The organism is Alteromonas nitratireducens (assembly GCF_040812025.1).
In the GTDB taxonomy this organism is placed as follows: Bacteria; Pseudomonadota; Gammaproteobacteria; order Enterobacterales; family Alteromonadaceae; genus Alteromonas; species Alteromonas nitratireducens.
Genome location: NZ_JBFNPK010000001.1, coordinates 348,502 through 372,134, shown reverse-complemented (window position 1 = coordinate 372,134; position 23,633 = coordinate 348,502). Strand labels below are relative to the sequence as shown.

Below are 23,633 nucleotides of genomic sequence, written 5' to 3'. Positions count from 1 at the left end.
ACCCTCCTCGTTACTCAGAGCACTTCCCGCTCGTCGCTGATTAGACGTCGTCCGATAATGACACGCATAATTTCGTTAGTGCCTTCAAGGATCTGGTGAACACGCACATCACGCATATGGCGTTCAAGCGGATATTCTTTGATATAGCCATAACCGCCATGAAGCTGCAGTGCTTCGTTACAGACTTTAAAGCCGACGTCGGTCGCGAAGCGTTTTGCCATAGCACAGTACGTGGTTTTGTCCGCGTCATTGTTATCAAGCTTGGCCGCGGCAAGACGCACCATCTGACGCGCCGCAACCAGTTCGGTCGCCATGTCTGCGAGCTTGAACTGCAACGCCTGGAACGCAGCGATGGGTTTACCAAACTGCTCACGCTCCTGCATGTAGTTTCGCGCGGTATTCAGTGCCTGCTGTGCCGTACCAACGGAACAGGTCGCAATATTGATGCGGCCGCCATCAAGCCCCTGCATCGCCATTTTGAAACCCTGTCCTTCCTCGCCAAGACGCCATGACGCCTCAATTTTCACATCCTCAAAGGTGATCATGCGTGTCGGCTGCGCATTCCAGCCCATTTTTTCTTCTGGCTTACCGTAGGTGATCCCCGGCGCATCTGCAGGTACCGCGAACGCAGTAACACCACCCGGGCCTTTCTCGCCGGTACGGGCCATCACAACCAGTACATCGGTGCTGCCAGCCCCGGAAATAAACACCTTGGAGCCATTCATAACGTATCCATCGCCACTGGCAACTGCACTGGTTTTCAGTGATGCCGCGTCAGAGCCGGAACCCGGCTCTGTCAGACAGTACGACGCCAGTTTTTCACCGGTGACCAGTTGCGGACACCAGCGGGCCTTGACCTCTTCCTGTCCCCAGGTGGCAATCATCCACGTCGCCATGTTGTGGATGGTCAGCATCGCAGTGGTGGTAGTACACCCGCGTGCCAGTTCCTCAAAAATGATGGATGAATCAAGACGGGACAAGCCAAGCCCGCCCTGCTCTTCCGGCGTATAGAGCCCGCAAAAACCAAGCTCGCCGGCTTGTCTTAACGCCTCTACCGGAAAATGGTGCGTTCTGTCCCACTCTGCTGCAAAGGGTGCCAGCGCCTGATCAGAAAACTGACGTGCGGTTTCAGCAAAGGCTTTTTGATCGTCGGTTAATTCAAAATTCATGGTCTCTTCCACACTTAGCCATCTAGTGAAATCGTCATGTTCGGACCGCCCGGAATATCATCTTCCAGCCAGCGTGAAGTAATGGTTTTGGTTTCGCTGTAGAAGCGGATAGCCTGCTTACCATAAGCATGAAGGTCGCCGTAGAAGCTGTTCTTCCAGCCAGTGAACGAGAAGAATGGCAGTGGTACCGGGATCGGAATGTTAATGCCCACCTGACCTACTTCAACATTACGCTGGTATTTTCTTGCGGCTGATCCGCTATTGGTAAAGATTGACGTACCGTTACCGTACGGGTTGGCATTCACAATCTCCAGCGCATGCTCAAGCGACTCTGCGTGCATGCAGCTCAGCACCGGTCCGAAGATCTCTTCTTTATAAATTGCCATATCCGTGGTGACGTCACTGAATACAGTCGGACCCACCCAGTTACCGTTCTCATAGCCTTCCAGCGTGAAGTCAGAACCATCAACCAGACAGTTTGCGCCTTCCTTTTTCCCCTGTTCAATTAACGACAGGACGCGCGCTTTTGCCTGTGGGCTGATAAGCGGTCCATAACCGGCTTCTTTATCATTCCACAGTCCCGGACGGACTTTGCTGATGCGCTCAGCCAGTTCAGGGATCCAATTTTGCGCTTCGCCCACAAACACCGCAACTGAAATTGCCATACAACGCTGACCGGCGGCCCCGACAGACGCACCAACAAGGTTATTCAGCACGTGTTCTTTATTTGCGTCAGGCATAATAACCGTGTGGTTCTTCGCGCCGGCGAAACACTGAGCACGCTTCATGTTTGCGGTTGCCGTTTTATAGATGTACTGACCTACCGGTACAGAACCAACAAACGATACCGCTTTAATGCGCGGATCAGTCAGCAGCGGATCAACCTGCTCTTTACCACCGTGAACAATGTTCAGCACACCATCAGGCGCACCTGCTTCTTTAAACAGCTCGGCAAGACGCATTGGTGTCATCGGATCCTGCTCTGACGGTTTAAGCACAAAGGTATTGCCGCAGGCAATGGCCATCGGAAACATCCACAACGGAATCATCGCAGGGAAGTTAAACGGCGTAATACCGGCACATACACCAAGTGGCTGGATGTAGCTGTAGGTATCAATCCCACGGGCCACGTTTTCTACCGTCTCACCCATCATCAGTGACGGAATATTCATGGCTTGTTCAACCACTTCAATACCACGCCATACGTCGCCCATTGCGTCGTCAAAGGTTTTTCCTGTTTCTGACGCTAACAGGGTCGCAATATCTTTCTGATGCTCTTTAAGCAGTGCCTGATAACGCATCATCAGTCGTGAGCGTTCGGTGACCGGCACATCCTTCCAGGTTTCAAATGCGGTCTGTGCGGATGCAATCGCCTGTTCCATTTCATCACTGGTCGCACGTGGCGCCTGAGCAATGACGCTGTTATCCGCGGGGTTAGTCACATCGATAAAATCAGTAGTAGAAGACTGGACGAATTGTCCGTTAATTAATAAGGGTACCTTATTCATGGCGACCTCTGGCTGTCTTGAAAGAATGGGAGCACAATAATTGATAACTCCCCTTGACGTAAACGTAAAGTAAAAAGTTGAGCACCTTTGTTGTAAATATATTGTGACAGAAAGTAAATGGATCGCCACCACTGTTAGTCAAACTGACAATAAATCAGGACAGACACACGCAGGAATAAATACCAATACCCTGATTACTGTACATTATCTGCGGGACTGATAAGCTTAATCCTCATAAGGGGTAACCCCCACTCAGGATAAAAACATCACAGGTGGCATGTGCAATACCGACTGGCAATAGTAGAGGATAACGCGAACGCTCGTACAACCTTACGCAGTCACATGCTGCCGATGGGAATTTTTGAGGTCAGCAGCTTTGCTACGGGGGCGGAATTACGAGCCGCCCTGCGTAAGCAGCATTTTGAACTGGTACTGATTGATTACCATCTTGGCCAGGGAAAAACCGGCGCCGAGTGGATCCGCGAACTGCGTCAGTCGGGCCTGCTTAAACCCAGTACCGGTGTCATTTTCATCACCTCTGACCGAATGCCACAGACCATTGGCAGGATCATCGACGTCCACCCGGACATTCTGATCATAAAGCCCTATACCATCGCCTCACTGAGCCGCCATCTCGACCACTACATCACCTACCGTAATTTCGTCGCTAATGTATTACGGGCGCTGGATGCTGATGATCTCCAGGCCGCCCTTCGCATCATGATGCGACTCAGTGATAATCCTGTTCCCCCGCGCCTACAGTCGGATGTTCTGAAATTGCACGCACGCTTGTTGTTTGAGTCAGGCGATACCGAGAACTCCGCAAAAATGTATGATTCCGTACTGGTGCGATCAGAAAAAGTGTTGTGGGCACAATGGGGGAAAATTCAGTGTCAGCATGCCGCCGGGCAGTGGCCGGTTTGCCGCGACACCCTGCACGCGCTGGTTTCCAATGACCTTGCCAGAGACCGTGCCTATGAATGGCTGGCCTCTATGGCATTTGAAGAAGAGGCATTCAGTCAGACCGAGCGTTTCCTCGACAATATTCGGTTCAGTGAGTTGAGCGTACCTGCAACACGCATGAAAACCCTCGCCTACCAGCGACAGGACAGAACACTGGACGCCATTGATTTGCTTCAGAAAAAGCGCGCCATGCACCGTTCTGCAAAAGATCGGTTTAATGAGTTTACGTTTGAACTGGCAGAGTTTTATCTGCGCATCGCGGAAGAAAATCCTACGGTCAATCGCAGCGAGAGCCTGAGCCAGGCCCGACGCATGATTGGCGTGGCGGGCCGTAACCAGAGTGACCCGCAGCTGATACAAAAACGGGATTATCTGCTCGCCTTCTCTGCAGTACTCGAAGACGATCTGGATAAAGCCCGTCAGTTAATCGAAGACACTGACAGCGCGCGCAGGCTGGAGCGGGCTGATCCGGCAACACTCGCCATCGCGGCTAAGGTCCACCACGCCACCGGCGATGAGGAAACCGCGAAAGCCCTGTTAGATATTGCCCAGAAGAAAAATGCCGGCGCCATTACCATCTCAGAGCAGGTGCTAAACCAGAGCGTGATTAAAGAAAGCGAGAAAAATATCGGCATTGCTGCGGATAAAGCACTGACGCTGAATGAAGAAGGTACGGCATTGTTTGTCATCAAAGACTATATCAATGCCATGCAGCGGTTTTACGACGCGTTTGATATGGCCGATAACACCGCCGCATTTGGCCTTAACCTGCTGCATTGCATGGTAGAATCGCTCACGCCTACCTATCGGCGCTACACCGTATTTTCGCTGCGCGATTTACTCAGTCAGAAACCGATGTCAGACAATAACCGCCAACGACTGAACAGGCTGACCCAGGTCATTAATGCCAATGCTGACGCACTGACCGCCGAAGAACCCGATTATTCTTCCGAGCCAGTGCCATCAGAGACCGAAACTAGCGCCGCAGACGAGTCAGCAGGCTAGACGTATCCCAGCGCCCGCCTCCGGATTTCTGCACATCCGCATAATACTGATCGACCAGTGCGGTGAGCGCCAGTGTGGAGCCGTTTCTTCTCGCCTCATCCAGCGCAATCGCCAGGTCCTTGCGCATCCAGTCAACCGCAAAGCCAAAGTCATACTTTCCTTCAAGCATGGTCGCCGCGCGGTTTTCCATTTGCCATGACTGCGCCGCACCTTTACTGATGACTTCTACCACCTGTGCGCAGTCAAGGCCGGCTTGCTGACCAAAATGCAGTGCTTCAGCCAGCCCCTGGACAATGCCGGCAATACATATCTGGTTCATCATTTTTGCCAGTTGGCCGCTGCCGGCATCACCCAGTCGCTGACTGTGACGTGCAAAGCAGTCAATCACCGGCTTTGCCCTGTCGAATGTGTCCTCATCTCCGCCTACCATGACGGTGAGCATACCGTTCTCAGCGCCGGCCTGCCCGCCGGACACCGGGGCATCAAGAAAACCAATGCCCTTAGCTTTTGCCTGTGCATCGAGTTGTCTGGCAACCACTGCCGAGGCCGTCGTGTGATCAATCAGAACACTGCCCGGCTGCATAGCCGACAAAGCCTGCTCTGCCACCATCAGTACGTCGTTGTCATCACCAACGCACATCATTACCAGATCGGCGCCGCTGACCGCGTCAGCGATAGTCGAAGCCGCCCGGCCCTGATGCTTTTCGGCCCATTGTGTGGCTTTCTGGTAGGTCCGGTTGTACACCGTGACCTCGTGGCCATTGGCAGCAACGTGGCCCGCCATCGGAAATCCCATGACACCCAATCCAAGAAAACTGACTTTTTTCATTGTGTTTATTCACCCGCGTCTTTTGTCATGTTGCTAGCTTATCAAAAAATGATTGAGATACGCTGTGGTTTTGCTAGCTTGTTCAGTTAAACAACAGGAAGAAAAAATAACAATGACACTCTATTCTCATTCCGCAACCCGTAATAATGGCCAGCCTCAGCAACTCGAAGACTATAAAGGTCAGGTTTTACTGATTGTAAATACCGCCAGTAAATGTGGCTTCACGCCGCAGTATAAAGAGCTGCAGGCGTTATATGACAAGTATCAGCCAGACGGCTTCAGCGTCCTGGCGTTTCCCTGCGATCAGTTTGGTCATCAGGAACCCGGCAGTGATGAAGATATTCAGAGCTTCTGCGAAATGAATTTTGGCGTCAGCTTTCCATTATTCAGTAAAATTGACGTCAACGGACAGAACGCACATCCTTTGTTTGTCGAGCTTAAAAACGCAGCTCCCGGTATTCTCGGCAGTAAACGCATAAAGTGGAATTTCACAAAATTTCTGGTAAACCGTGACGGTGAAGTCGTAGAACGTTTTGGTCCGGCGACGAAGCCCTCTGCGATTGCCGAAAAAATTGAGCAGCTCCTGAAAGCCGGATAATTCATGCACGTCGCGATGTTCAGCGCCAAGTCGTATGACCGCACGTCATTCGACCTGGCGACCGGTTCAGATAATGTAACCCTGACTTTCATTGACCAGCCACTCAGTCCGTTAACCGCGCCGTCCTGTAAAGGCTACGACGCGGTTTGCGTGTTTGTGAATGACGACGTGAGCCACGATACCGTCGCCGCGCTGGCAGACGCAGGTGTTAAGCATATCGCCCTGCGCTGCGCCGGTTATAATAACGTTGACCTTGATGCCGCCAGGCAGTGCGACATCAGGGTATCCCGGGTCCCCGCCTACAGTCCGCAGACGGTCGCCGAACATGCACTGGCACTGATGCTGACACTCAATCGAAAAACCCACAAGGCGTACAATCGTGTCAAGGAGGGTAATTTTGCCATTGAAGGGTTGATGGGGTTTACCATGGCCGGCAAAACTGCCGGTATTATCGGCGCAGGACGCATTGGAATGGCAACTGCGTCGCTGCTTCAGGGGTTTGGCTGCCGCGTAGTATGCTATGACCCGTTTGTAAGCGATGACAGCCTTAAGCAACATGCTACCTTTACCGATCTGGACACGCTGTTGTCTGACAGCCACATCATCAGCCTGCATTGCCCGTTAACCGAAGACAGCTATCACATGATTAATCACGACAGTATCGCCAAAATGCGGGACAACGTGATGCTGATCAATACATCCCGGGGTGGTCTGATTGACACGCGCGCCGTCATTGCGGGTTTAAAGACCGGCAAAATAGGTTATCTGGGTCTGGATGTCTACGAAATGGAGTCTGAGCTGTTTTTCCGCGACCATTCGCTGGAAATCATCCAGGATGACGACTTCCAGCGTCTGGCAAGCTTCCATAATGTGTTGATTACAGGCCATCAGGGCTTTTTTACACGGGAAGCGCTGGATGAAATTGCGACCACGACGATCAACAATTTAGTGGCGGTTCACCACGGGCAGGATAATGGCAACCTGCTGACCTGAGCGGCCAGTTGTCCCCCTGCCTATCCCTGGCGCTCAAGCATCAGATGAAAGTACCGCCCCAGCCACAAATACGGCTCCTGCTGATTATACTGGCGCTCAAGTGCCAGCAAGTCATCAAAGCACTCGGTTTGCTGCTGCTTGTCTCTGAGGTAGTCGTGAAAACAACGGATCCCGGTTTTCGCAACAATTTGCAGGCCGGCTGACTCACATGCGGCCATCACGGCTTTTACCGGTAACGGCGAATGGGGATTAAGGCGAACCTGGTTTTTTACCTTCATGCCCCGCCGGATATAGTCGAAATTTCCGTACAGCGCATTACTGAACAATGCCGCCTCACGGTTAAAAAAACTCAGACTAAGACGCATTCCCTCATGCATCTGACTGGCGATGTGTTCAATGGCCTCATACGGAGCTGACAACCACTCAAGCACAGCATGACAGACAATAAAATCGTAATCGCCCAATGTTGTTACATCCTGCAACCTAGCCTGAACAACGTGCATACCAGGCTGAGCGCGCGCAATCTCCCTTGCGTGTACCAGCACATCATCTGAAGCATCAAACAACGTCACCTGATGTCCCTGTGACGCAATATGCTGCGCCATGACGCCTGTACCGCCGCCCAGTTCCGCGACTCGCGCCGGCGTTTCGGGTAACCAGGGCGCAATCGCGTCGCACAGCAGAATATGCCGGAGCCGGCCTTTGGATGTACCATAGATATTGTCGGCAAACTTATCCGCAATACCGTCGAAAACCTGATCAGGAGTCTGCATACGCGTTACGCCGGGTTAGGGATATCAATGAAAGTCACATCCAGTCCAAACGACTCAGCAAGGTAGTCGCCAAGCGCCTTTACGCCATACCGTTCGGTTGCGTGATGGCCGGCACTGAAGAAATCTATGCCCATTTCACGGGCTACATGAATGGTTTGCTCAGACACTTCGCCGGTAACAAATGCATCCACTCCGGCGGCAGCAGCCTGTTCAATAAACCCTTGTCCGCCACCGGTACACCACGCGAGGGTTTTAATCGGACGGTCAATCACGGCTTCACTAAGCGGTGAACGGGACAACTGACGGGTCAGCAATTCGGCAAGCTCATTGTGCTGCAGGCCAGCGGCAAATTCTCCCTGGTACACAATACCCAACGGCTTGACAGCCGCCATTGGGCGCATGTTTTCGACACCAAGACGTTCGCCCAGCTGACGGTTATTGCCTACCTGCGCATGGACATCCAGCGGAAGATGATACGCCAGCAGATTAATGCCATGCGACAACAATGCTTTAATACGACGTTGTTTCATACCAGTAATGGTCTGGTCTTCACCTTTCCAGAAATAGCCATGGTGGACCAGCAACGCATCAGCATTGAGTTCAATGGCTTTTTCTATCAGTGCCTGCGTCGCTGTCACGCCGGTAACGATGCGCGAGACTGACTGGCGTCCTTCGACCTGCAAACCATTCGGGCAGTAGTCAGTGATCTCGTTACACTGAAGAAAGTCATTAAGGTGAGCGTGCAGGGTTTGGGTGTCGATCGTCACAGTTCCTCCGGGAAAATTAGACATTTTGTATGTAAAACGTTATAAAAACATTGAAATGTTTTCTTTTTACCAATAAGAGTTCCAAAAATGAGTAAAGTTGATAAAGACCAGGTAATCGAGGAATTCACCAAAGCATACCAAAAAGCGCACGGTAAAACGCCCGTGATTGAGGCAAAAAGTGGCTGGTATAGTGTAGATGGTGGAAAAAATATTCGCATTGCACAGCTTGAAGAAATGACAGCCGAATTACAGGGTGCTGGCAGTGCTAAAGCCGAAAAGAAAGCTGCTGCGCCAGCGAAAGCAGAAAAGCCGAAGAAAGCGGCCCCTGCGAAAAAAGCCAAAAGCAAAAAAGCGTCAGGCTTCTCTGTTAAGGCCTTCTACGCAGAAAAACTGCAGGCCAACGATCCAAACGCCACGTTGCCTCGCTGATTTTCCGTACTCTCAGGGCCACACTATCGTGGCCTTGCTCTTACTCCCGATCTATCCCGCCATTCCCTCAGACACAAATGGCACAAGCTGACGGATCACATCTTCAATCTCAACCTGTTTATGGAAATCTGACGCGGCAATCTCAGCCAGCGCCTGACTGGATGCCATAGAAAACACGAAGCTGCCCATGGCAAAATGAAGTCGCCAGAATACCACCTCGTTACTCAGGTGCGGTAAACACTGACCGATGGTAGCCACCAGTTTTCTTATCGTCTTACCGTAGTCATTCATAATAAAACGACGAAGGTGGCCCTGCGTTTCGCTGTAGCCACGCCCGAGTAACTGGACAAAAATCGCCGTACCGTTCTCACTGACCTGATTGAGTGCAAGAAAAGGCGGGATAAGCTGATTGAGCATGGCATGAAGCCCGGCGGCGCCCTGCTGAGGTTCAAGCGGTTCCAGCACCCGGTCGATAGCAGGCATCAGCGAATCAAAGTACCGCTTAAACACGGCCTGAATCAGGTTTTTCTTGCTGCCAAAGTGGTAATTGACGGATGCCAGATTGACAGACGCAAGCGCAGTGATGGTGCGCATTGACGTCTGATTAAACCCCTGCTCAGCAAATAACACCTGAGCTGCATCCAGAATGGCCTGCTTTGTATGTTTCGCCATGGTGTTGGGTTATCTGATCCAGTTCTCTGCCTTGGTCCAGACCTTCATGAACGCGCGTTCAACCGCAATGGCCGCAGACATACCCAGTTTTTCCGCAACATTTTTACGGTAGGTATATTTCACACTGAAAATTTCGCGCTCAGGGTAATTCGACAAAATGTAGTCGTCCGAGGTCATGATGTCGTCCACAAGTCCCAGTTCCTTGGCTTTAATACCAGGCCAGAACTCGCCTGTCGCGACTTTATCAATATCCATACCGCTGCGGTGCTCATGAACGAAATCTTTAAACAGGGTGTGGATCTCTTCTATTTCCTCTTTAAATTTTTTGCGGCCTTCGTCATTGTTTTCACCAAACAGCGTCAGCGTGCGCTTGTATTCCCCGGCGGTATGCTGCTCAAATTCGATATCATTCTTTTTCAGCAGCTTGTTAAAGTTTGGCAACTGCGCCAGCACCCCGATAGAACCGATATAAGCAAACCGCGCGGCCAGCAGTTTATCTGCCACACAGGCCATCATATAGCCTCCGCTGGCAGCCACCTTATCCACCGCAACCGTCAGCGTCAGTCCATTGTCTTTAATGCGTTGCAGCTGAGAGGCTGCCAGGCCATAGCCATGAACAACACCACCGCCGCTCTCCAGCCTGACCAATACCTCGTCCTGTTTGTTGGCAACCATCAGAATGGCCGTGATTTCCTCCCGCAGCGTTTCCACTTCAGACGCATCCATTGACCCTTTGAAATCAATAACAAAAAGGCGGGTTGCATTTTCATCAGGTTGTTTCTGCTTGGTTTTTTCTTCTTTTTTCTGCTGCTTCGCGAGCTTTTTAAATGCTGCTTTATCAAGCAATACGTGGCGTGCGTAGTGCGTAATATCTTTTAGCTGGTCGGACAGCGACTGAATGTCGAGATGACCTTTCCCCTGCTTTTGCTTGCTCGCAGCGCCCGCAATCGCCGCGACTACCAACACAACCGCCAGGACTATTGTGACTGCCTTCGCAAGAAAAAGTCCGTATTCGTATAAAAACTCCAACACTGCATCTCCCAAAACAAAAAGGACCTGAAAAATCAGGTCCTTTTATACCATTTTTATTGATTAACCACGACCATTTACTCTGACGTCAGTTGCATTTGCGCGATGGTATTGTCGGCAATCTCCTGATCAGTAAACAAAATATCGCGTAACGTCGGACCATCTGAGTACAGCTGAGTCTGATCGAGGAAGTGCTCTGAACCATACACCCGTGACTGGGAATAACTCAGTATTCCGCGCCCTACCGGACCGTCATCCGTAAAGCTAATCACCATCATCCAGCTGCTGCCATAGTTAATGTGATAGCCCTTCGCATCCGCGCTCATAATTGTGCCTGAGAGCGGCGAATACGTGTGGCGTGGCAACAGGGTACCATTGTTGCCCGGGACAATGTTAAAGACGTTAAAGCCGCCCTCAATATTGTGTGCTCCGGCCCACGGCAGTTTCACACCTGACGCAGAACCATCCGGTAAACTACGCTCAACAAACTGCACTTCGCCAAATGCCAGATCCGGTGCGACACCAGCCTGCTCAAGCACCTGCACAGCGCGCGCAAACTGCGTAAGGGTTGTCTCATTCTGCAACAGGCCACGTGGTGTGGTGACTGGCGATGCCAAGTCAAACGGTACTTCCCATTGAGGATCATTGTTGAACTGGAAAGCAAACTCACGGAATACATGGGCACCCACACTGTCTGCATTCATGGTTCCATCCCAGGTAGCCAGTGCCGCACAGGCATCCGAAATATCCACCATGTCGCCTTCTACATCCACCGGCGAGTCTCCCTGTGACTGACACATTGCCAGCACAGACGGCAGAATGTCTTCAGCCAGATAACTGCGGTTGCTCAGCAACAGACTTTCCACCTCTTCCTGAGTAAACGTATTGTCACTGCCAGCTTCCATTTCGATGAATTTCTGCCCCATTCTGGAACGCAATGTCTGTTGATAATCCGTTCTGCCGTACAGCGGTGAAACCCCGGTAATTGGCGAGTCCAGATTGGTCAGCCAGAAACTGTCATTCGAGTTCTGTACCGAGTCAGTCCCCTCATACTTAGGTGCCTCGTCATAAGGAACCGGACCGTTAAAGTCAAAGGCGGACAAAAAGCCGGGCAAGACAGTGAATCCAGCCTGTTGTTTTGCCCCAATCAGTAACGGGTTTGTGGTCAGCTCTTCAATCGCCGTGGCGGTCAGATTTGGCACGGTAGAGTCATCAATATAGAACACCTGCCCGTCCGCAGACGCCGCCATGGTATTGTTGAAAATCACACCATCATAGTCTTTGAACGCCTGCTTAAATTCATCCATCGAAGTCGCCATGTTCATCGCGAGCCAGTGATCGATAATATCGAAGTTCGGCAGGTTCGCGTCTTTAATAGCGTAGGCTTCCTCATTGTCCCAGCCAAACGCGCCGGGCACCTTAATCATTGGCCCGTAATTGGTGTAATAGCTGGTTTTATTCAGTGTGATGGTGGTGCCCGGTGCAACCGCAACTTCAATGCTCATAGGCTTGGCATAAATTTTACGCGGCGTCCCGTCCACCATGTGGGTTAATTGCTGCCCATCATCCTCATCCATATCCAGCTGATACACCACAAAATGCTCTGCTGTTGAAAAGGTATGAGTCCAGGCAACATGTTCGTTAAAACCTATGTTCACCGCGCCGGGCAGGCCCATCAGTGAGCTGCCGGTGACATTCAGGTAGCCGGGAACCTGTGCATGGAACTGCCAGAATCTGAGATTACCGGTATGCGGGAAATGTGGATTTCCCAGTACCATCCCCTTTCCATTCGTGGTTTTATCACTGCCCAGCCCCCAGCCGTTTGAACCCATTTCCTGAGGGTTTCTTTCAGGTAAGGTAATGGTCGGGTTAATTTCCGGCACCGGCGAGAGCCCGCCTGGCGCTCCCGGGTCTGCGGCCGGTGTTGGCAGATAGCTTACCCCTTCAGGCGCTGCCAAAAACATGGGGCCAAGAAAGTTTGCTGCGCCCGGCAGCAAGGCGACACCTAACGCGTATGTCAGCAAGTCAACAGAATCGATGGGCTGTACCCAGGGCTGGCCTGCGCAGGCCTGGTCCTGTTCATCTTCAGGCGTATCGCTCAGGTAACGGTTATAGCCCGCGGTGTAACCCTGTAACATCGCACGGGTATTGGCGGACAAGCGCGCAAGATTATCCTCTGCAAGTTCACGAATACCGACGGTCAAAAAACCAAAATCATTAATCAGGTGGGCTGAGTCACCACTGCCCGGCTGCATATCCGGCCCAAAATACTTGGCCCGCTCAGAATTATATTTAATGATCTGATCGGCCAGGATGCACAGGTTATCTTTTGCGAACGCGTAGCCTACGCCGTATGACATACTCTCAAGGTTATCGGCTTTAACATGGGGTACGCCGTAGGTAGTCCAGGTTATTTCGGCATCCAGCGTACCGTCCGGATCAAAGGCGGTAATCGGTGGTGCAGGTTCAGGTGTGGTCGGTGTGGTTGGCGTTGTTGGCGACGGTGTGCTGACATTCTCAAAGTCATTATCATTTCCGCCACACCCCCCTAGTGCAAGCAGAACACTGGCGGTTAACAGAGAGCGTCCTGCCAACGCTTTTAAGGTTTTATTCTTCACGCATAGTCCCTCATCATTAGAGTTAAGTAATCGAACTGTGGGCGTTGTACATCCTCCCTCAACACCAGGAACAGATCCGACCAATTAACAATACATTAACATTAAGAGGGTGACAAACCAGTGACGGCGAATTCGTCGCATAAAAAAAGCCGGCAAACGTGGTTGCCGGCTTTTTCAGTGAGATAACACTGCGCTTAGTTAGCGACAACATCCTCGTTAGTGATAGGAAGAACACGCGCATCAGATGCAACGTATCCGGCAACTTCACGCTGCATTTCCTCAGTCACAGCAGGATCCGCCGCCGGGCTCAGGCTGGATGCGTGTTCACCACTGGTAAACCAGACATGACCACTGATTGGATCAGTGCTGGTCACAGTACTGCTTACCTGCTCAAGACCAACGATACCTGCATAACCCAGCTGACCGGCCAGCGGCAGCGCAGTAGACACCGGAATAGTCTGATCAGGCAGGTTCTCACCACCATCACCGACTACCGTCATCATATGCACTGGCGTTGTCTCGCCAAGGGTTTTTGCGTAGTTATTCGGATCGCCTGCATCGAGTGCCGTTTGAGCTGCAAACGCGAACTGTGAGAACACGGCGTTGATCTGCGCTAACTGTGCATCTGTCGCATTATCCAGGAAGATACCCACTGCCTGTACCAGCTCAGCCTCAGACACGTCTGTTGTTTCATACTGCGCTTCAAGGAACGCGTTGAACGCATCTGAAGATTCAGACAACAACAGGCCTTTAATCAGAGGACCAAACGACGGAGATTCAAGCAGGAACTGCGCTGTGCCACCTCCTGGTGATTCCAGCGACGCCTGCTTGATAGCAAACATGCCATCCAGTGCTGCCAGGTCGCCACCCATAGAGGTATTGGCAATAGCTGTTGCATTACCGCCTGTCATCGCCCCCAGTGACACACCCATCAGAGAAACACGTGACAGGTCAAAATCCAGCGCCTGACTAGCGGTAGTATCAACCACAGCGTTCAGACCCAGACGCAGACCCAGCAGATCAGAGACACTCTGACGCAGGTTGTCACGGGCTGTTGGCAGGCTTGCCAGGTTCATGTAGTGCGTCGCACTGACGGTTGACGCATTGAGATCGTCCACACTGTCACCGTTCAGGTCATAACCACGGCTGCCGTGTAACGGGTGGTCAATCGCCACAGACGCAATACCCGCCAGTGACAGCGTACCTGTGATGGCCAGCATGTCTTCTTTCTTACTGGTGATAGCGTGCGCAAGAATCACTACCGGCCAGCCAGCTTCAGGCTTCTCAATAGGGAAACCCAGTGCGGTAGCAACAGCCACATTCGGTACGGTAATCTGTACATCCAGCGATTCAGTACCCATGTTGCCGCCAGTAGGCTGCGGATACGGGTTGAAGCGGGTAATGTTACGGTCTTTATCCAGCGGTTCATCGTTAATACGCAGATCGCGCAGACCCAGCTGCTGACACATCGCATCATTAGGGCCCGGCGTCGCTGCTGCGAGCGCTTCCTGAGGTGCACCTGCCAGCACAATGCCACTGTCACAGGCCGCCTGCCAGAAGCGGTTCACTGGTGCCAGCGGATTTTCTGCGCTAGGCACACCGAGGAAATAAGGCAGGTCAATGCTACCCTCGTAACGATTTGCCGCACAGAACGGCCCGGCCTGTCCAAGAATACCGGTTGAGACCGCAACAGCGAAGTCATTCACAGGACCCCATACACCGGCCAGTGCACCCGATACGGTGCCAAGCAGACCATCACAGGTTTCCAGCGCTCTGAAATCAGTCGCCTCGATAACCGGGATCAGAGGCGCCGCTTCCGGAGGTAAGTTCGCAATGCCCTGTTGAACCGCCCCGGCAACCACATCACTGTTTACCAGATTCAGTTTTTCCATGGCGTTAGGATCGTCGGTGGCATCGCCTGCAATGATCAGCGGCAGGGCTTCCCCTGCTGACGGGTCACCGGCAGCAGCACGCTGAGCAAATTCTGCAACCATGACTTTCTTGATGGTATCGAGCGCAATCCCGGTAGACTGAGTTGTAAACGCAGCCGCGTAAGAAATGCTGTCACGCTCAAGGCCGGCACCAACCAGCGGATTAATGAACGAATTGACCAGTTGCTGAATCAGCAGCTGGCTTTCTGACGATAAAGGTTGCGTATTGATGTCCTGGCTGACCAGGTCCCAGGTGGTAGAACCGCGCACCGCTTTACCGCTGGTGTCTTTCAGATCAGACGTCACCACCAGCATATAGCCCTGGGCGGGTTTGAACGGCTTCAGCGGAACAACAGAAATGGTGTCGCCATCTACCAGTGAAGCGACAAAGTCGACGCCATATGCCAGCTTATCGCCCACCTTACAGCCCGATGACGGAATTTCTGCTGACGCACAGTCCGGATCAGACTGGTTCAGACCCAGTGTTGCTTCATAAAGATGCACACCACCAGGCAGTGTCGATGCATCAAGGGACACACCCGCCGGCGTATCAATTTCAATTACGAAAGGATGCTGTGTAGACCAGCCGTCCAGCACATTCAGTGCATTTTGTGGATCACCGAAATCATCAGGATCTGCAACAGGAATATTCAGAGTGTAATCAAAGAAACCGTCATCTCCAGGAAGCATAAGGAGATCATTTGGGATATTCAGATTTCCGGCACCCGGGTCGAAGACAACACGAGAAATGGGGGTTTCCACCGGCGTTTCCGCCTGGATGTCATCGAGCGTCTCGTTCGAACCGCCACATCCTGTTAGCCCCAGTGCAACCGCGACACTGGTACTCAATAGTAGTTTTCTCATTCTTTCTCCCTCAAAAACATTGTTTTTATTCTTTGTTTAAAACCCGTCCGGGCTGGAACCTGCAGTCGTTGGTCAAGCGCATAACGTGTGAACACTAACGCGTTTTAAACATGTTAGACCAGTTGAGCATAGACCAATCTTATTGACTTTGTTGCAACTTTGCAAAGGTTTGTTAACCGCATGTAAGCAATTTTTTCTCAAGGCATTTTTTTCAATACTGAGTTTCACTTACCGTCAGGACTCGGTATCATTTCGGGCTGCGAAATCTATCACCATCGGGGAACTTATTCCTCACTGGTGTTACCTGAGGATTGCACATATGAATAACTATCAGGCTTCCCCCGATTTACTCAGCGACAAGGTCATTCTGGTTACCGGCGCGGGTGACGGCATTGGTGCTGAAGCCGCAAAAACCTTCGCCGCTCATGGCGCGACGGTTATTCTGCTTGGCAGAACGGTAAGCAAGCTGGAACGCGTTTACGATGAGATTATGACGGCCGGTTCGCCGGAGCCCGCGATTGTTCCGTTGGATCTGGAAGGCGCTACACCCGCTCACTACCAGGGCATGGCAGATACCATCAGAGATCAGTTTGGACGTCTCGACGGGGTAATCCATAACGCGTCGGTTCTTGGTCACCTGAGCAGCTTTAAGGATATTGCGGCCGAGGAGTGGCAGCGGGTTATGCAGGTTAACCTGAATGGTGCGGTTTACATGACGCAAGCACTGCTTCCTCTGCTTGAACAGACGCCAGGCGCGTCGGTGGTATTTACCACGTCCAGTGTTGGCAGAAAAGGAAGAAGTTTTTGGGGTACTTATGCGGTCTCAAAGTTTGCCACTGAGGGCGTGATGCAAACCCTGGCAGATGAATACCGAAACAAAGACGTGCGCTTTAACTGTATCAATCCAGGCGCGACACGCACGCACATGCGTGCCCAGGCGTTTCCGGCAGAAGATCCGGAAACACTGAAAACGCCAGCCGATATTATGCCACTGTATCTGTACCTGATGGGGCCAGACAGCGCCGGCGTAACCGGCCAGTCTTTAGACTGCCAGCCGAAATAAAAAAGCGTGTGCCGCCGGTGGCGGCAACGCCCTTATTCCTTATTCGCCGATTTTCGCCCAGGTGTCGCGCAGACCAACGGTACGGTTGAATACCAGTTTGTCATCGCTGCTATCACTGTCCAGGCAGAAATAGCCGGTACGCTCAAACTGCCATGCCCCTGCTTCAGGCTTGCGCTGAGCCAGACCAGGCTCAACCCATCCCTGACGCACCTCCAGTGACTGTGGATTAATCACCGCAGTGAAGTCATCCTCGCCAGCCGGATTAGGGACAGTGAAAAGACGATCATACAAACGGAATTCAGCGGGTTGCCCTGTCGCAGCATCCACCCAGTGGATGACGCCTTTTACTTTTCTGCCATCCGCCGGGTCTTTACCCAGGGTGTCCGGATCGTAGGTGCAGTAAACGGTTGTGACATTGCCGTCGCTGTCCTTTTCTACGCGATTGGCTTTAACGACATAGGCATTACGCAGGCGGACTTCTTTATCGAGCACCAGACGTTTGAATTTTTTGTTTGCTTCCTCACGGAAGTCTTCTGCTTCAATCCATATTTCGCGACCGAAGCTGAGCGTGCGCGTTCCCATTGATTCATCACTGGGATGATTCGGCGCTACCAGCGTTTCACTGCTGTCCTGCGGGTAGTTTTCAATGACCAGCTTAATCGGATCGAGCACGGCCATCGCGCGCGGCGCGTTGACGTTAAGATCATCGCGGATGCAGGCTTCCAGCATGGACATTTCCACCATGTTGTCCATTTTGGTGACACCGATACGCTTACAGAACTCACGAATTGAAGCCGGGGTATAGCCACGACGGCGCAATCCCGCAATGGTTGGCATACGCGGATCATCCCACCCGCTGACATGCTGTTCTTCCACCAGTTGGATCAGCTTCCGTTTACTGAGTACCGTATACTCCAGATTCAGGCGTGAGAATTCATACTGGTGCGGCGTACAGTCAATCGAAATGTTCTCGATCACCCAGTCATACAGACGGCGGTTATCCTGAAACTCCAGGGTACATAACGAGTGCGTAATTCCCTCAATCGCATCAGAAATACAATGAGTAAAATCATACATAGGATAAACACACCATTTATCCCCGGTCTGGTGATGATGAGCATGCTTCACGCGGTAAATTACCGGGTCGCGCATGCACATGAACGGTGAGCTCATGTCGATTTTCGCGCGCAGGCTACACTCGCCTTCTTTGTATTCACCCGCGGTCATCTTGGCGAATTCCGCTTTGTTGGTGTCAACACTGGTGTCACGGTACGGGCTGTTGGTGCCCGGCGTTTTCAGTGTGCCACGCATTTCACGCATGGTTTCCTGGGTGGAAAAGTCAACGTAGGCCAGACCTTTATCAATCAGCTCATTCGCATAAGCGTGCAACTGATCAAAATAGTCCGAGGAATAACGCGCTTCTCCAGACCATTCAAAGCCCAGCCAGTGCACATCTTCTTTGATTGAGTTAACAAACAAAATGTCTTCTTTTGCCGGGTTGGTATCGTCAAAGCGTAAATTACAGGTGCCCTGATAATCTTCAGCAATACCAAAATTCAGACAGATGGATTTTGCATGTCCAATGTGCAGGTAACCATTGGGCTCGGGCGGAAAGCGCGTTTTAATGGTGTCATGAAGACCAGAAGCCAGGTCTTTGTCGATGATCTGACGAATAAAATTGGTCGGACGATGTTCGGTCTCGGCCATTCGCGAATTCCCCTTTTTTATCTGTATCTAAGCCGTATACGGCCGGCGATTATAGCACCGACCGTTTTATGACAACTATGTTTTCTTTATTTTTATGACGCGACTGCGTAAATAAGCGCCATAGCATAATGGATGGCTGCGTAATATTACACGGACAATATCATGATGTTTTAAAACTGTGATAATCTGCTTTTTGAAGTCGGCGTCACCGTGTGGTTTTTACCCTGACAAAACGCCAGTGACGGCCCGCGCCGTCTTGCAGGAAATAGTGGTTATGAAAGAAAAAGCAACCTCCTTCGATATTGCCCACATTGCGGGAGTATCACAGTCCACCGTGTCCAGGGCGCTGAATAACAGCCCGCTTGTTAATCAGGAAACCCGCGACAGGATCCAGCAAATTGCCCGCGATCTGAATTACAAGGTAGACAAAAATGCCAGCAACCTGCGCAAACAAAAAAGCAGCACCATTGCGTTGCTGCTGTTCGAAGACCCGACGCCGGACGATTCATTAATTAATCCCTTTTTTCTGTCAATGCTGGGCAGTATCACACGTGCCTGCGCTAACGCGGGTTACGATCTGCTGGTGTCATTCCAGAATCTTGACGATGACTGGCATGCTGAATATGAAGACTCCAATAAAGCCGACGGCATTATTTTACTGGGCTATGGCGACTATCTGAATTACCGCAACAAGCTGTCGCGGCTTCAGGAGCAAGGTACACATTTTGTGCGCTGGGGCGCCCACGACAAAGACTATCCCGGCATCAGCATTGGCTGTGACAATTACCAGGGCGGTTATGACATTACGCGTCATCTGATGACATCAGGGAGAAAACGCTTTGTTTTTATTGGTGATGCAGGCAGTCATGCACCGGAATTCATGGCCCGTTTCAACGGTTTTGCCGATGCACTCGCCGGTGCGACCGGCATTGATGATGTCCCGGTACAGTATGATGCGATTTCAACCGAAGATGCGGGCTATGAAGCGGTCGGCGCCATGCGTAAGGACGGCGTCCGCCCGGATGCGATCGTGTGTGCCTCTGATCTGATTGCCATGGGCGTGTTACGCGCGCTTCGCGAGACCGGTATTCAGGTGCCTGACGATGTCGCCGTGGTGGGGTATGACAATATTACGGTATCAGCATACACCACCCCCGGACTGACTACCGTTCAGCAGAACACTCGCCGGGCCGGCGAACTGCTGGTTGATGCCCTGATAAAAGCCATCAACAATGAACAACCGGAAGATTACCTGATGCCGGCAGAACTGGTCATTCGTCAGTCCTGCGGGTCACTGAGGGATTAAACCGGCTGTCCGGCAGCACGCGTGCCGCCAGAGGCGCAGTCCTACTGTGTCTTCATTTGTGCTCTTAACTGCGCGATAAGCGCATCGTTGGTTATCTCACCATCACGTACCCAAACCTGGACACCGTTAGCCGGCACCAAGGTGGTCAGTGTATCGCCGGCGCTAAGCTGCCGGGTTTCACCCGACAGTTGCTCTTTCCATCTGCCAGCCTGAATAAAACGGGATACCGCCGCCTGACGCTGTTCAGGAGCTTTGTTTAACAGTACCAGCGCCGTTTGTGCTATCTCGTCGGTCTGCAGTACACGATAAAATGCGGCATTGTGGCCCTTTAGTTCTACATTCACCTGCAGCCCCTGCTGTAACGCCGGCACCGCCTGCCTGACGTGTGCAATTTTTTTCAGTGCCTGGTAAATAGGATGGTGAACGGCGTTGTCGATATTGTCCTGACCAAGGTAATTGCGGTTACCCGCGTGTTCTGCGGTGCCGCGCATGAAACCAATTTCAGAGCCCTGGTATACCACCGGGATCCCACGGGCAGTAAACAACCAGTTGTGGGCATTAATGAAGCCGGCGTCAGTTGCATTCATTCTTGCCATATCGTGGTTATCGTAAAAGATCGTCAGCTCATAAGGGTTGTGATAGGGACCATGTTGAAGGTAAAGCACGGGCGCAAGGTCACTGAAATCTGACTCAGCCGGATCCTCAAACACCGACAGCATGGCTTTTTGCATAGGAAAATCCAGCACACTGATAGCCCCGTTTTTCGGCAACGTGTGCTGAGCAATATCATTGGCGCTGTACTGGAAACTCTCGCCAAACATATAAAACCCTGGATATTTTGCGCGGATACGATCCGACGCCTCACGCCAGAAACTATGCGGAACATGACGAATGGTATCGATTCTGAAGGCATCCGCCCCCTGCTCTATCCAGTACAGATAACTGTTTATCAGATAGTCTCGTACCGCAGGGTTACTGTCGTCCAGATTGGAAAGTTTGACCAGATCCGGGTAGTTGTGGAAAAAACTATGCAGCGGATTTGAGCCAGGCTCGAGTTCCTCTGGTGGCAGGTTCTGATGGTCTGCAACCAGTTTGCCGTTCTGGTCATACAGCTCACCATAACCCGGCTGATCAACGGGCATAGTCCAGCTTGGTGTACCGTGATTAGCCACAATATCAAACACGTTTTTCAGTCCCTTCGCCCGCATCGCCGATGTGTAGTCCTTCACACTCAGATCCTGACTGACATAATGCTCATCAGGCTGATAGAAGTTGGTCGCCCAGTAACCATGATAACCAGCCTTACCGCCATCCTTAAATGCGCCACCAAAAGTGATTTGTTCATCCCCTGTGAACGCCTGATCCGGGTTATCCACCAGCGGTGTCAGCCAAACCGCACTAAAACCAAGCGTCGCAATATAATCCGCATTTTTCAGTACGCCTTTCAGATCGCCGCCCATATAGCCGACATACGCCATTTCACCTTCCGGCCCCTCAAGCGGTAACTGCCAGGTAGGATGCTCGCCGCCCTGAGTTTCATGGTTGTTCGACGGATCGCCGTCTACAAAACGGTCGGTCATCACGAAATATACCGCTTCTTTGGCAAACGGCTCCGTTGTGCCATAGAACGCTTCACGTACGTAGGCCGCAACCAATGAAGTACAGCCACAGGCCACCAGACAGGCCGAGGCCAGTAATGAACGTTTACGGTAGATCATACCTGTTCTCCTTCCGTGATTGCAGCGGCTTCACTGTCGTGCTCAGAGACAAAAAAAACCGCCAGCGCGCCAAGCATCATCGACACACCTGCGACAACAATGATGTATTTCGCTTCGTTGTCAAAAACGCTACTTAAAATCCAGCCTGCTGTCAGACCAGAGACAATTTGTGGCGCAGCCACGGTAAAATTGAAAATTCCCATGTACACCCCGGTTTTTTGCGGCGGCAGTGCACCGGCGAGCATGGCATAGGGCATCGCCAGTATCGCTGCCCACGCAACACCCACACCGACCATCGGAAGCAGTAGGTTGACCGCCCCCACCGGCACCGTCACTTCGGTGATCAGTAAGTTGACATTGACCGACGTGAGATCCTGGAACGCAAGAAAACTGATATAGCTGATACCACCGAGGATTAGCGAACCGGCATAAACCGGTTTGCGACCAAACTTGTCAGCCAGTTGCGCCAGGAAAACGGAGAAAATGGCGGCAAACACCGAGTATGCAGCAAACAGAATTCCGACCCAGTCACCCGCCGCGCCTTTTGCGGCAATAATGGTCTCCGGCACCACTGGCGCAGCCGCAATAAATGCTGGATCAAACCAGTTTTTGTCGACATTCCAGATGTGCTGTGCGATCGCTGGCGTGGTATAAACCCACATAATGAACAATGCAAACCATGAGAAAAACTGAACAACCGCCAGTTGTCGCATGGTGCGTGGCATGCTTTTAACCAGTGAGAAAAACTGACTCAGTTTCTCACCCAGCGTCAGGGACTCTGCTGGCGCCAGTGACGCTGGATCAAGCCCTTTATAGCGGCAATATTCTTCTGGGGCATACTCTTTGGTGCGAATAACGGTCCAGATAACAGAGCCCAGCAACACCGTAGCGCCAATGTAGAATGCCCACATGACTGACGGTGCGACCTCGCCCATTTGCGCCGTGTTTTCGAGCCCGACGACGTTAGTCAGCAAAAACGGCAGTATCGAGCCTATTACCGCGCCGATATTGATCAGCAGTGACTGCACCGAATAACCGATATTGCGCTGGCCGGCCGGTACCATGTCGGATACCAGTGACCGGAATGGCTGAAAGCAGACATTGAAGGAGGCATCCATTAACGCCACCATCAGTGCGCCCATCAGCATAGGCGCCATAAACGCCACAAACAGCGGCGCGTTGGGCAACAGGATCATGCCTATGACAGCAGCAATAGCGCCCGCCAGAATAAACGGACGGCGACGCCCGAGTCGGTTCCATGTGCGGTCAGACGAAGACCCCACCAAGGGCTGAACAATCAGTCCCATTACGGGTGCCACCAGCCAGAACAGTGACAGTGAATGCAGATCCGCACCGAGGTCAGAGAGAATACGGCTGACGTTGGCATTTTGCAGGGCAAAGCCGAACTGGACGCCCAAAAAACCGAAACTGACGTTCCATATTTGCCAGAAAGAAAGACGGGGTTGTGTCACTTGCATAATAGTCTCTAGTTGTTGTTATCCTGTTTACCACGCAGTCAGTGGCAGCCCTACCGGTTCGGCTTTCATATTTACGAATTCGCCAACGGTTTGCGGCGTCATTCCGGCAACTCGCCACTGATAACCGGTACGGTTCCGCCGTGCTACGTTCATGCAAAGTCACTCGTTGTTAACGTTTCGTTAATTTCGCAGTAATACTACCCGTGCCTACTG

The 23,633-nt window shown here is 51.9% G+C and carries 19 protein-coding genes; 6 read left to right on the top strand and 13 right to left on the bottom strand.

The window, feature by feature from the left end:
* Positions 1 to 14 precede the first annotated feature (14 nt).
* The gene (locus tag AB1N33_RS01635) at positions 15 to 1,169 is read right to left on the bottom strand and encodes an acyl-CoA dehydrogenase family protein (RefSeq protein WP_411269779.1); all 1,155 of its coding nucleotides are present in this window, start codon (positions 1,167 to 1,169) and stop codon (positions 15 to 17) included.
* Between the two features lie 14 nt (positions 1,170 to 1,183).
* The gene (locus AB1N33_RS01630) at positions 1,184 to 2,677 is read right to left on the bottom strand and encodes a CoA-acylating methylmalonate-semialdehyde dehydrogenase (protein WP_411269778.1); all 1,494 of its coding nucleotides are present in this window, start codon (positions 2,675 to 2,677) and stop codon (positions 1,184 to 1,186) included.
* Between the two features lie 279 nt (positions 2,678 to 2,956).
* On the opposite strand from AB1N33_RS01630, the gene AB1N33_RS01625 reads away from it, so the two are divergent.
* Positions 2,957 to 4,645 carry a response regulator gene (locus AB1N33_RS01625; RefSeq protein WP_411269777.1) on the top strand — a complete coding sequence of 563 codons (1,689 nt, stop codon included), beginning with the start codon at positions 2,957 to 2,959 and terminating at the stop codon, positions 4,643 to 4,645.
* Here the strand turns inward: AB1N33_RS01625 and AB1N33_RS01620 are convergent.
* Positions 4,617 to 5,474, bottom strand: a complete 858-nt coding sequence (locus AB1N33_RS01620) for an NAD(P)-dependent oxidoreductase (RefSeq protein WP_411269776.1) — start codon at positions 5,472 to 5,474, stop codon at positions 4,617 to 4,619. The genes AB1N33_RS01625 and AB1N33_RS01620 overlap by 29 nt on opposite strands.
* Before the next feature lie 112 nt (positions 5,475 to 5,586).
* On the opposite strand from AB1N33_RS01620, the gene AB1N33_RS01615 reads away from it, so the two are divergent.
* Both AB1N33_RS01615 and AB1N33_RS01610 read left to right on the top strand, forming a co-directional pair.
* A complete protein-coding gene (locus AB1N33_RS01615; protein ID WP_411269775.1) occupies positions 5,587 to 6,072 on the top strand; it encodes a glutathione peroxidase in 486 nt (161 codons plus the stop codon).
* Between the two features lie 3 nt (positions 6,073 to 6,075).
* The gene (locus AB1N33_RS01610) at positions 6,076 to 7,065 is read left to right on the top strand and encodes a 2-hydroxyacid dehydrogenase (RefSeq protein WP_411269774.1); all 990 of its coding nucleotides are present in this window, start codon (positions 6,076 to 6,078) and stop codon (positions 7,063 to 7,065) included.
* A gap of 20 nt (positions 7,066 to 7,085) precedes the next feature.
* Here AB1N33_RS01610 and AB1N33_RS01605 read toward each other — a convergent pair whose 3' ends face one another.
* Both AB1N33_RS01605 and AB1N33_RS01600 read right to left on the bottom strand, forming a co-directional pair.
* The gene (locus AB1N33_RS01605) at positions 7,086 to 7,838 is read right to left on the bottom strand and encodes a methyltransferase domain-containing protein (protein WP_411269773.1); all 753 of its coding nucleotides are present in this window, start codon (positions 7,836 to 7,838) and stop codon (positions 7,086 to 7,088) included.
* A gap of 5 nt (positions 7,839 to 7,843) precedes the next feature.
* Positions 7,844 to 8,605 carry a Nif3-like dinuclear metal center hexameric protein gene (locus tag AB1N33_RS01600; RefSeq protein ID WP_411269772.1) on the bottom strand — a complete coding sequence of 254 codons (762 nt, stop codon included), beginning with the start codon at positions 8,603 to 8,605 and terminating at the stop codon, positions 7,844 to 7,846.
* A gap of 87 nt (positions 8,606 to 8,692) precedes the next feature.
* Between AB1N33_RS01600 and AB1N33_RS01595 the strand changes: the two genes are divergently transcribed.
* Positions 8,693 to 9,034, top strand: a complete 342-nt coding sequence (locus AB1N33_RS01595; RefSeq protein WP_411269771.1) for a hypothetical protein — start codon at positions 8,693 to 8,695, stop codon at positions 9,032 to 9,034.
* A gap of 51 nt (positions 9,035 to 9,085) precedes the next feature.
* Here AB1N33_RS01595 and AB1N33_RS01590 read toward each other — a convergent pair whose 3' ends face one another.
* The 4 genes from AB1N33_RS01590 to AB1N33_RS01575 form a co-directional block, all read right to left on the bottom strand.
* Entirely contained in the window at positions 9,086 to 9,706 is a 621-nt protein-coding gene (locus tag AB1N33_RS01590; protein ID WP_411269770.1) for a TetR/AcrR family transcriptional regulator, read from the bottom strand.
* Positions 9,707 to 9,715: 9 nt separating this feature from the next.
* Positions 9,716 to 10,735: a protease SohB gene (gene sohB / locus AB1N33_RS01585; protein ID WP_411269976.1), complete on the bottom strand. Its 1,020-nt coding sequence runs from the start codon at positions 10,733 to 10,735 to the stop codon at positions 9,716 to 9,718.
* Between the two features lie 77 nt (positions 10,736 to 10,812).
* Positions 10,813 to 13,329: an acylase gene (locus AB1N33_RS01580; protein WP_411269975.1), complete on the bottom strand. Its 2,517-nt coding sequence runs from the start codon at positions 13,327 to 13,329 to the stop codon at positions 10,813 to 10,815.
* Between the two features lie 218 nt (positions 13,330 to 13,547).
* On the bottom strand, positions 13,548 to 16,148 hold the full coding sequence (locus AB1N33_RS01575) for a VolA/Pla-1 family phospholipase (protein ID WP_411269769.1): 2,601 nt from the start codon (positions 16,146 to 16,148) through the stop codon (positions 13,548 to 13,550).
* A gap of 319 nt (positions 16,149 to 16,467) precedes the next feature.
* On the opposite strand from AB1N33_RS01575, the gene AB1N33_RS01570 reads away from it, so the two are divergent.
* Positions 16,468 to 17,211, top strand: coding sequence for a YciK family oxidoreductase (locus AB1N33_RS01570; protein WP_411269768.1), 744 nt, complete (start codon positions 16,468 to 16,470; stop codon positions 17,209 to 17,211).
* Between the two features lie 39 nt (positions 17,212 to 17,250).
* Here AB1N33_RS01570 and glnS read toward each other — a convergent pair whose 3' ends face one another.
* A complete protein-coding gene (gene glnS, locus AB1N33_RS01565) occupies positions 17,251 to 18,918 on the bottom strand; it encodes a glutamine--tRNA ligase (protein WP_411269767.1) in 1,668 nt (555 codons plus the stop codon).
* Between the two features lie 274 nt (positions 18,919 to 19,192).
* Between glnS and AB1N33_RS01560 the strand changes: the two genes are divergently transcribed.
* Positions 19,193 to 20,224: a LacI family DNA-binding transcriptional regulator gene (locus tag AB1N33_RS01560; RefSeq protein ID WP_411269766.1), complete on the top strand. Its 1,032-nt coding sequence runs from the start codon at positions 19,193 to 19,195 to the stop codon at positions 20,222 to 20,224.
* Positions 20,225 to 20,265: 41 nt separating this feature from the next.
* Here AB1N33_RS01560 and AB1N33_RS01555 read toward each other — a convergent pair whose 3' ends face one another.
* From AB1N33_RS01555 to AB1N33_RS01545, 3 genes are read right to left on the bottom strand one after another with little or no spacing between them, the layout of a single operon-like run.
* Positions 20,266 to 21,942 carry an alpha-amylase family glycosyl hydrolase gene (locus tag AB1N33_RS01555; protein WP_411269765.1) on the bottom strand — a complete coding sequence of 559 codons (1,677 nt, stop codon included), beginning with the start codon at positions 21,940 to 21,942 and terminating at the stop codon, positions 20,266 to 20,268.
* A complete protein-coding gene (locus AB1N33_RS01550) occupies positions 21,939 to 23,420 on the bottom strand; it encodes an MFS transporter (protein WP_411269764.1) in 1,482 nt (493 codons plus the stop codon). The genes AB1N33_RS01555 and AB1N33_RS01550 overlap by 4 nt, the downstream gene beginning before the upstream one ends.
* Before the next feature lie 27 nt (positions 23,421 to 23,447).
* Positions 23,448 to 23,573, bottom strand: coding sequence for a hypothetical protein (locus tag AB1N33_RS01545; RefSeq protein ID WP_411269763.1), 126 nt, complete (start codon positions 23,571 to 23,573; stop codon positions 23,448 to 23,450).
* Positions 23,574 to 23,633: the final 60 nt, after the last annotated feature.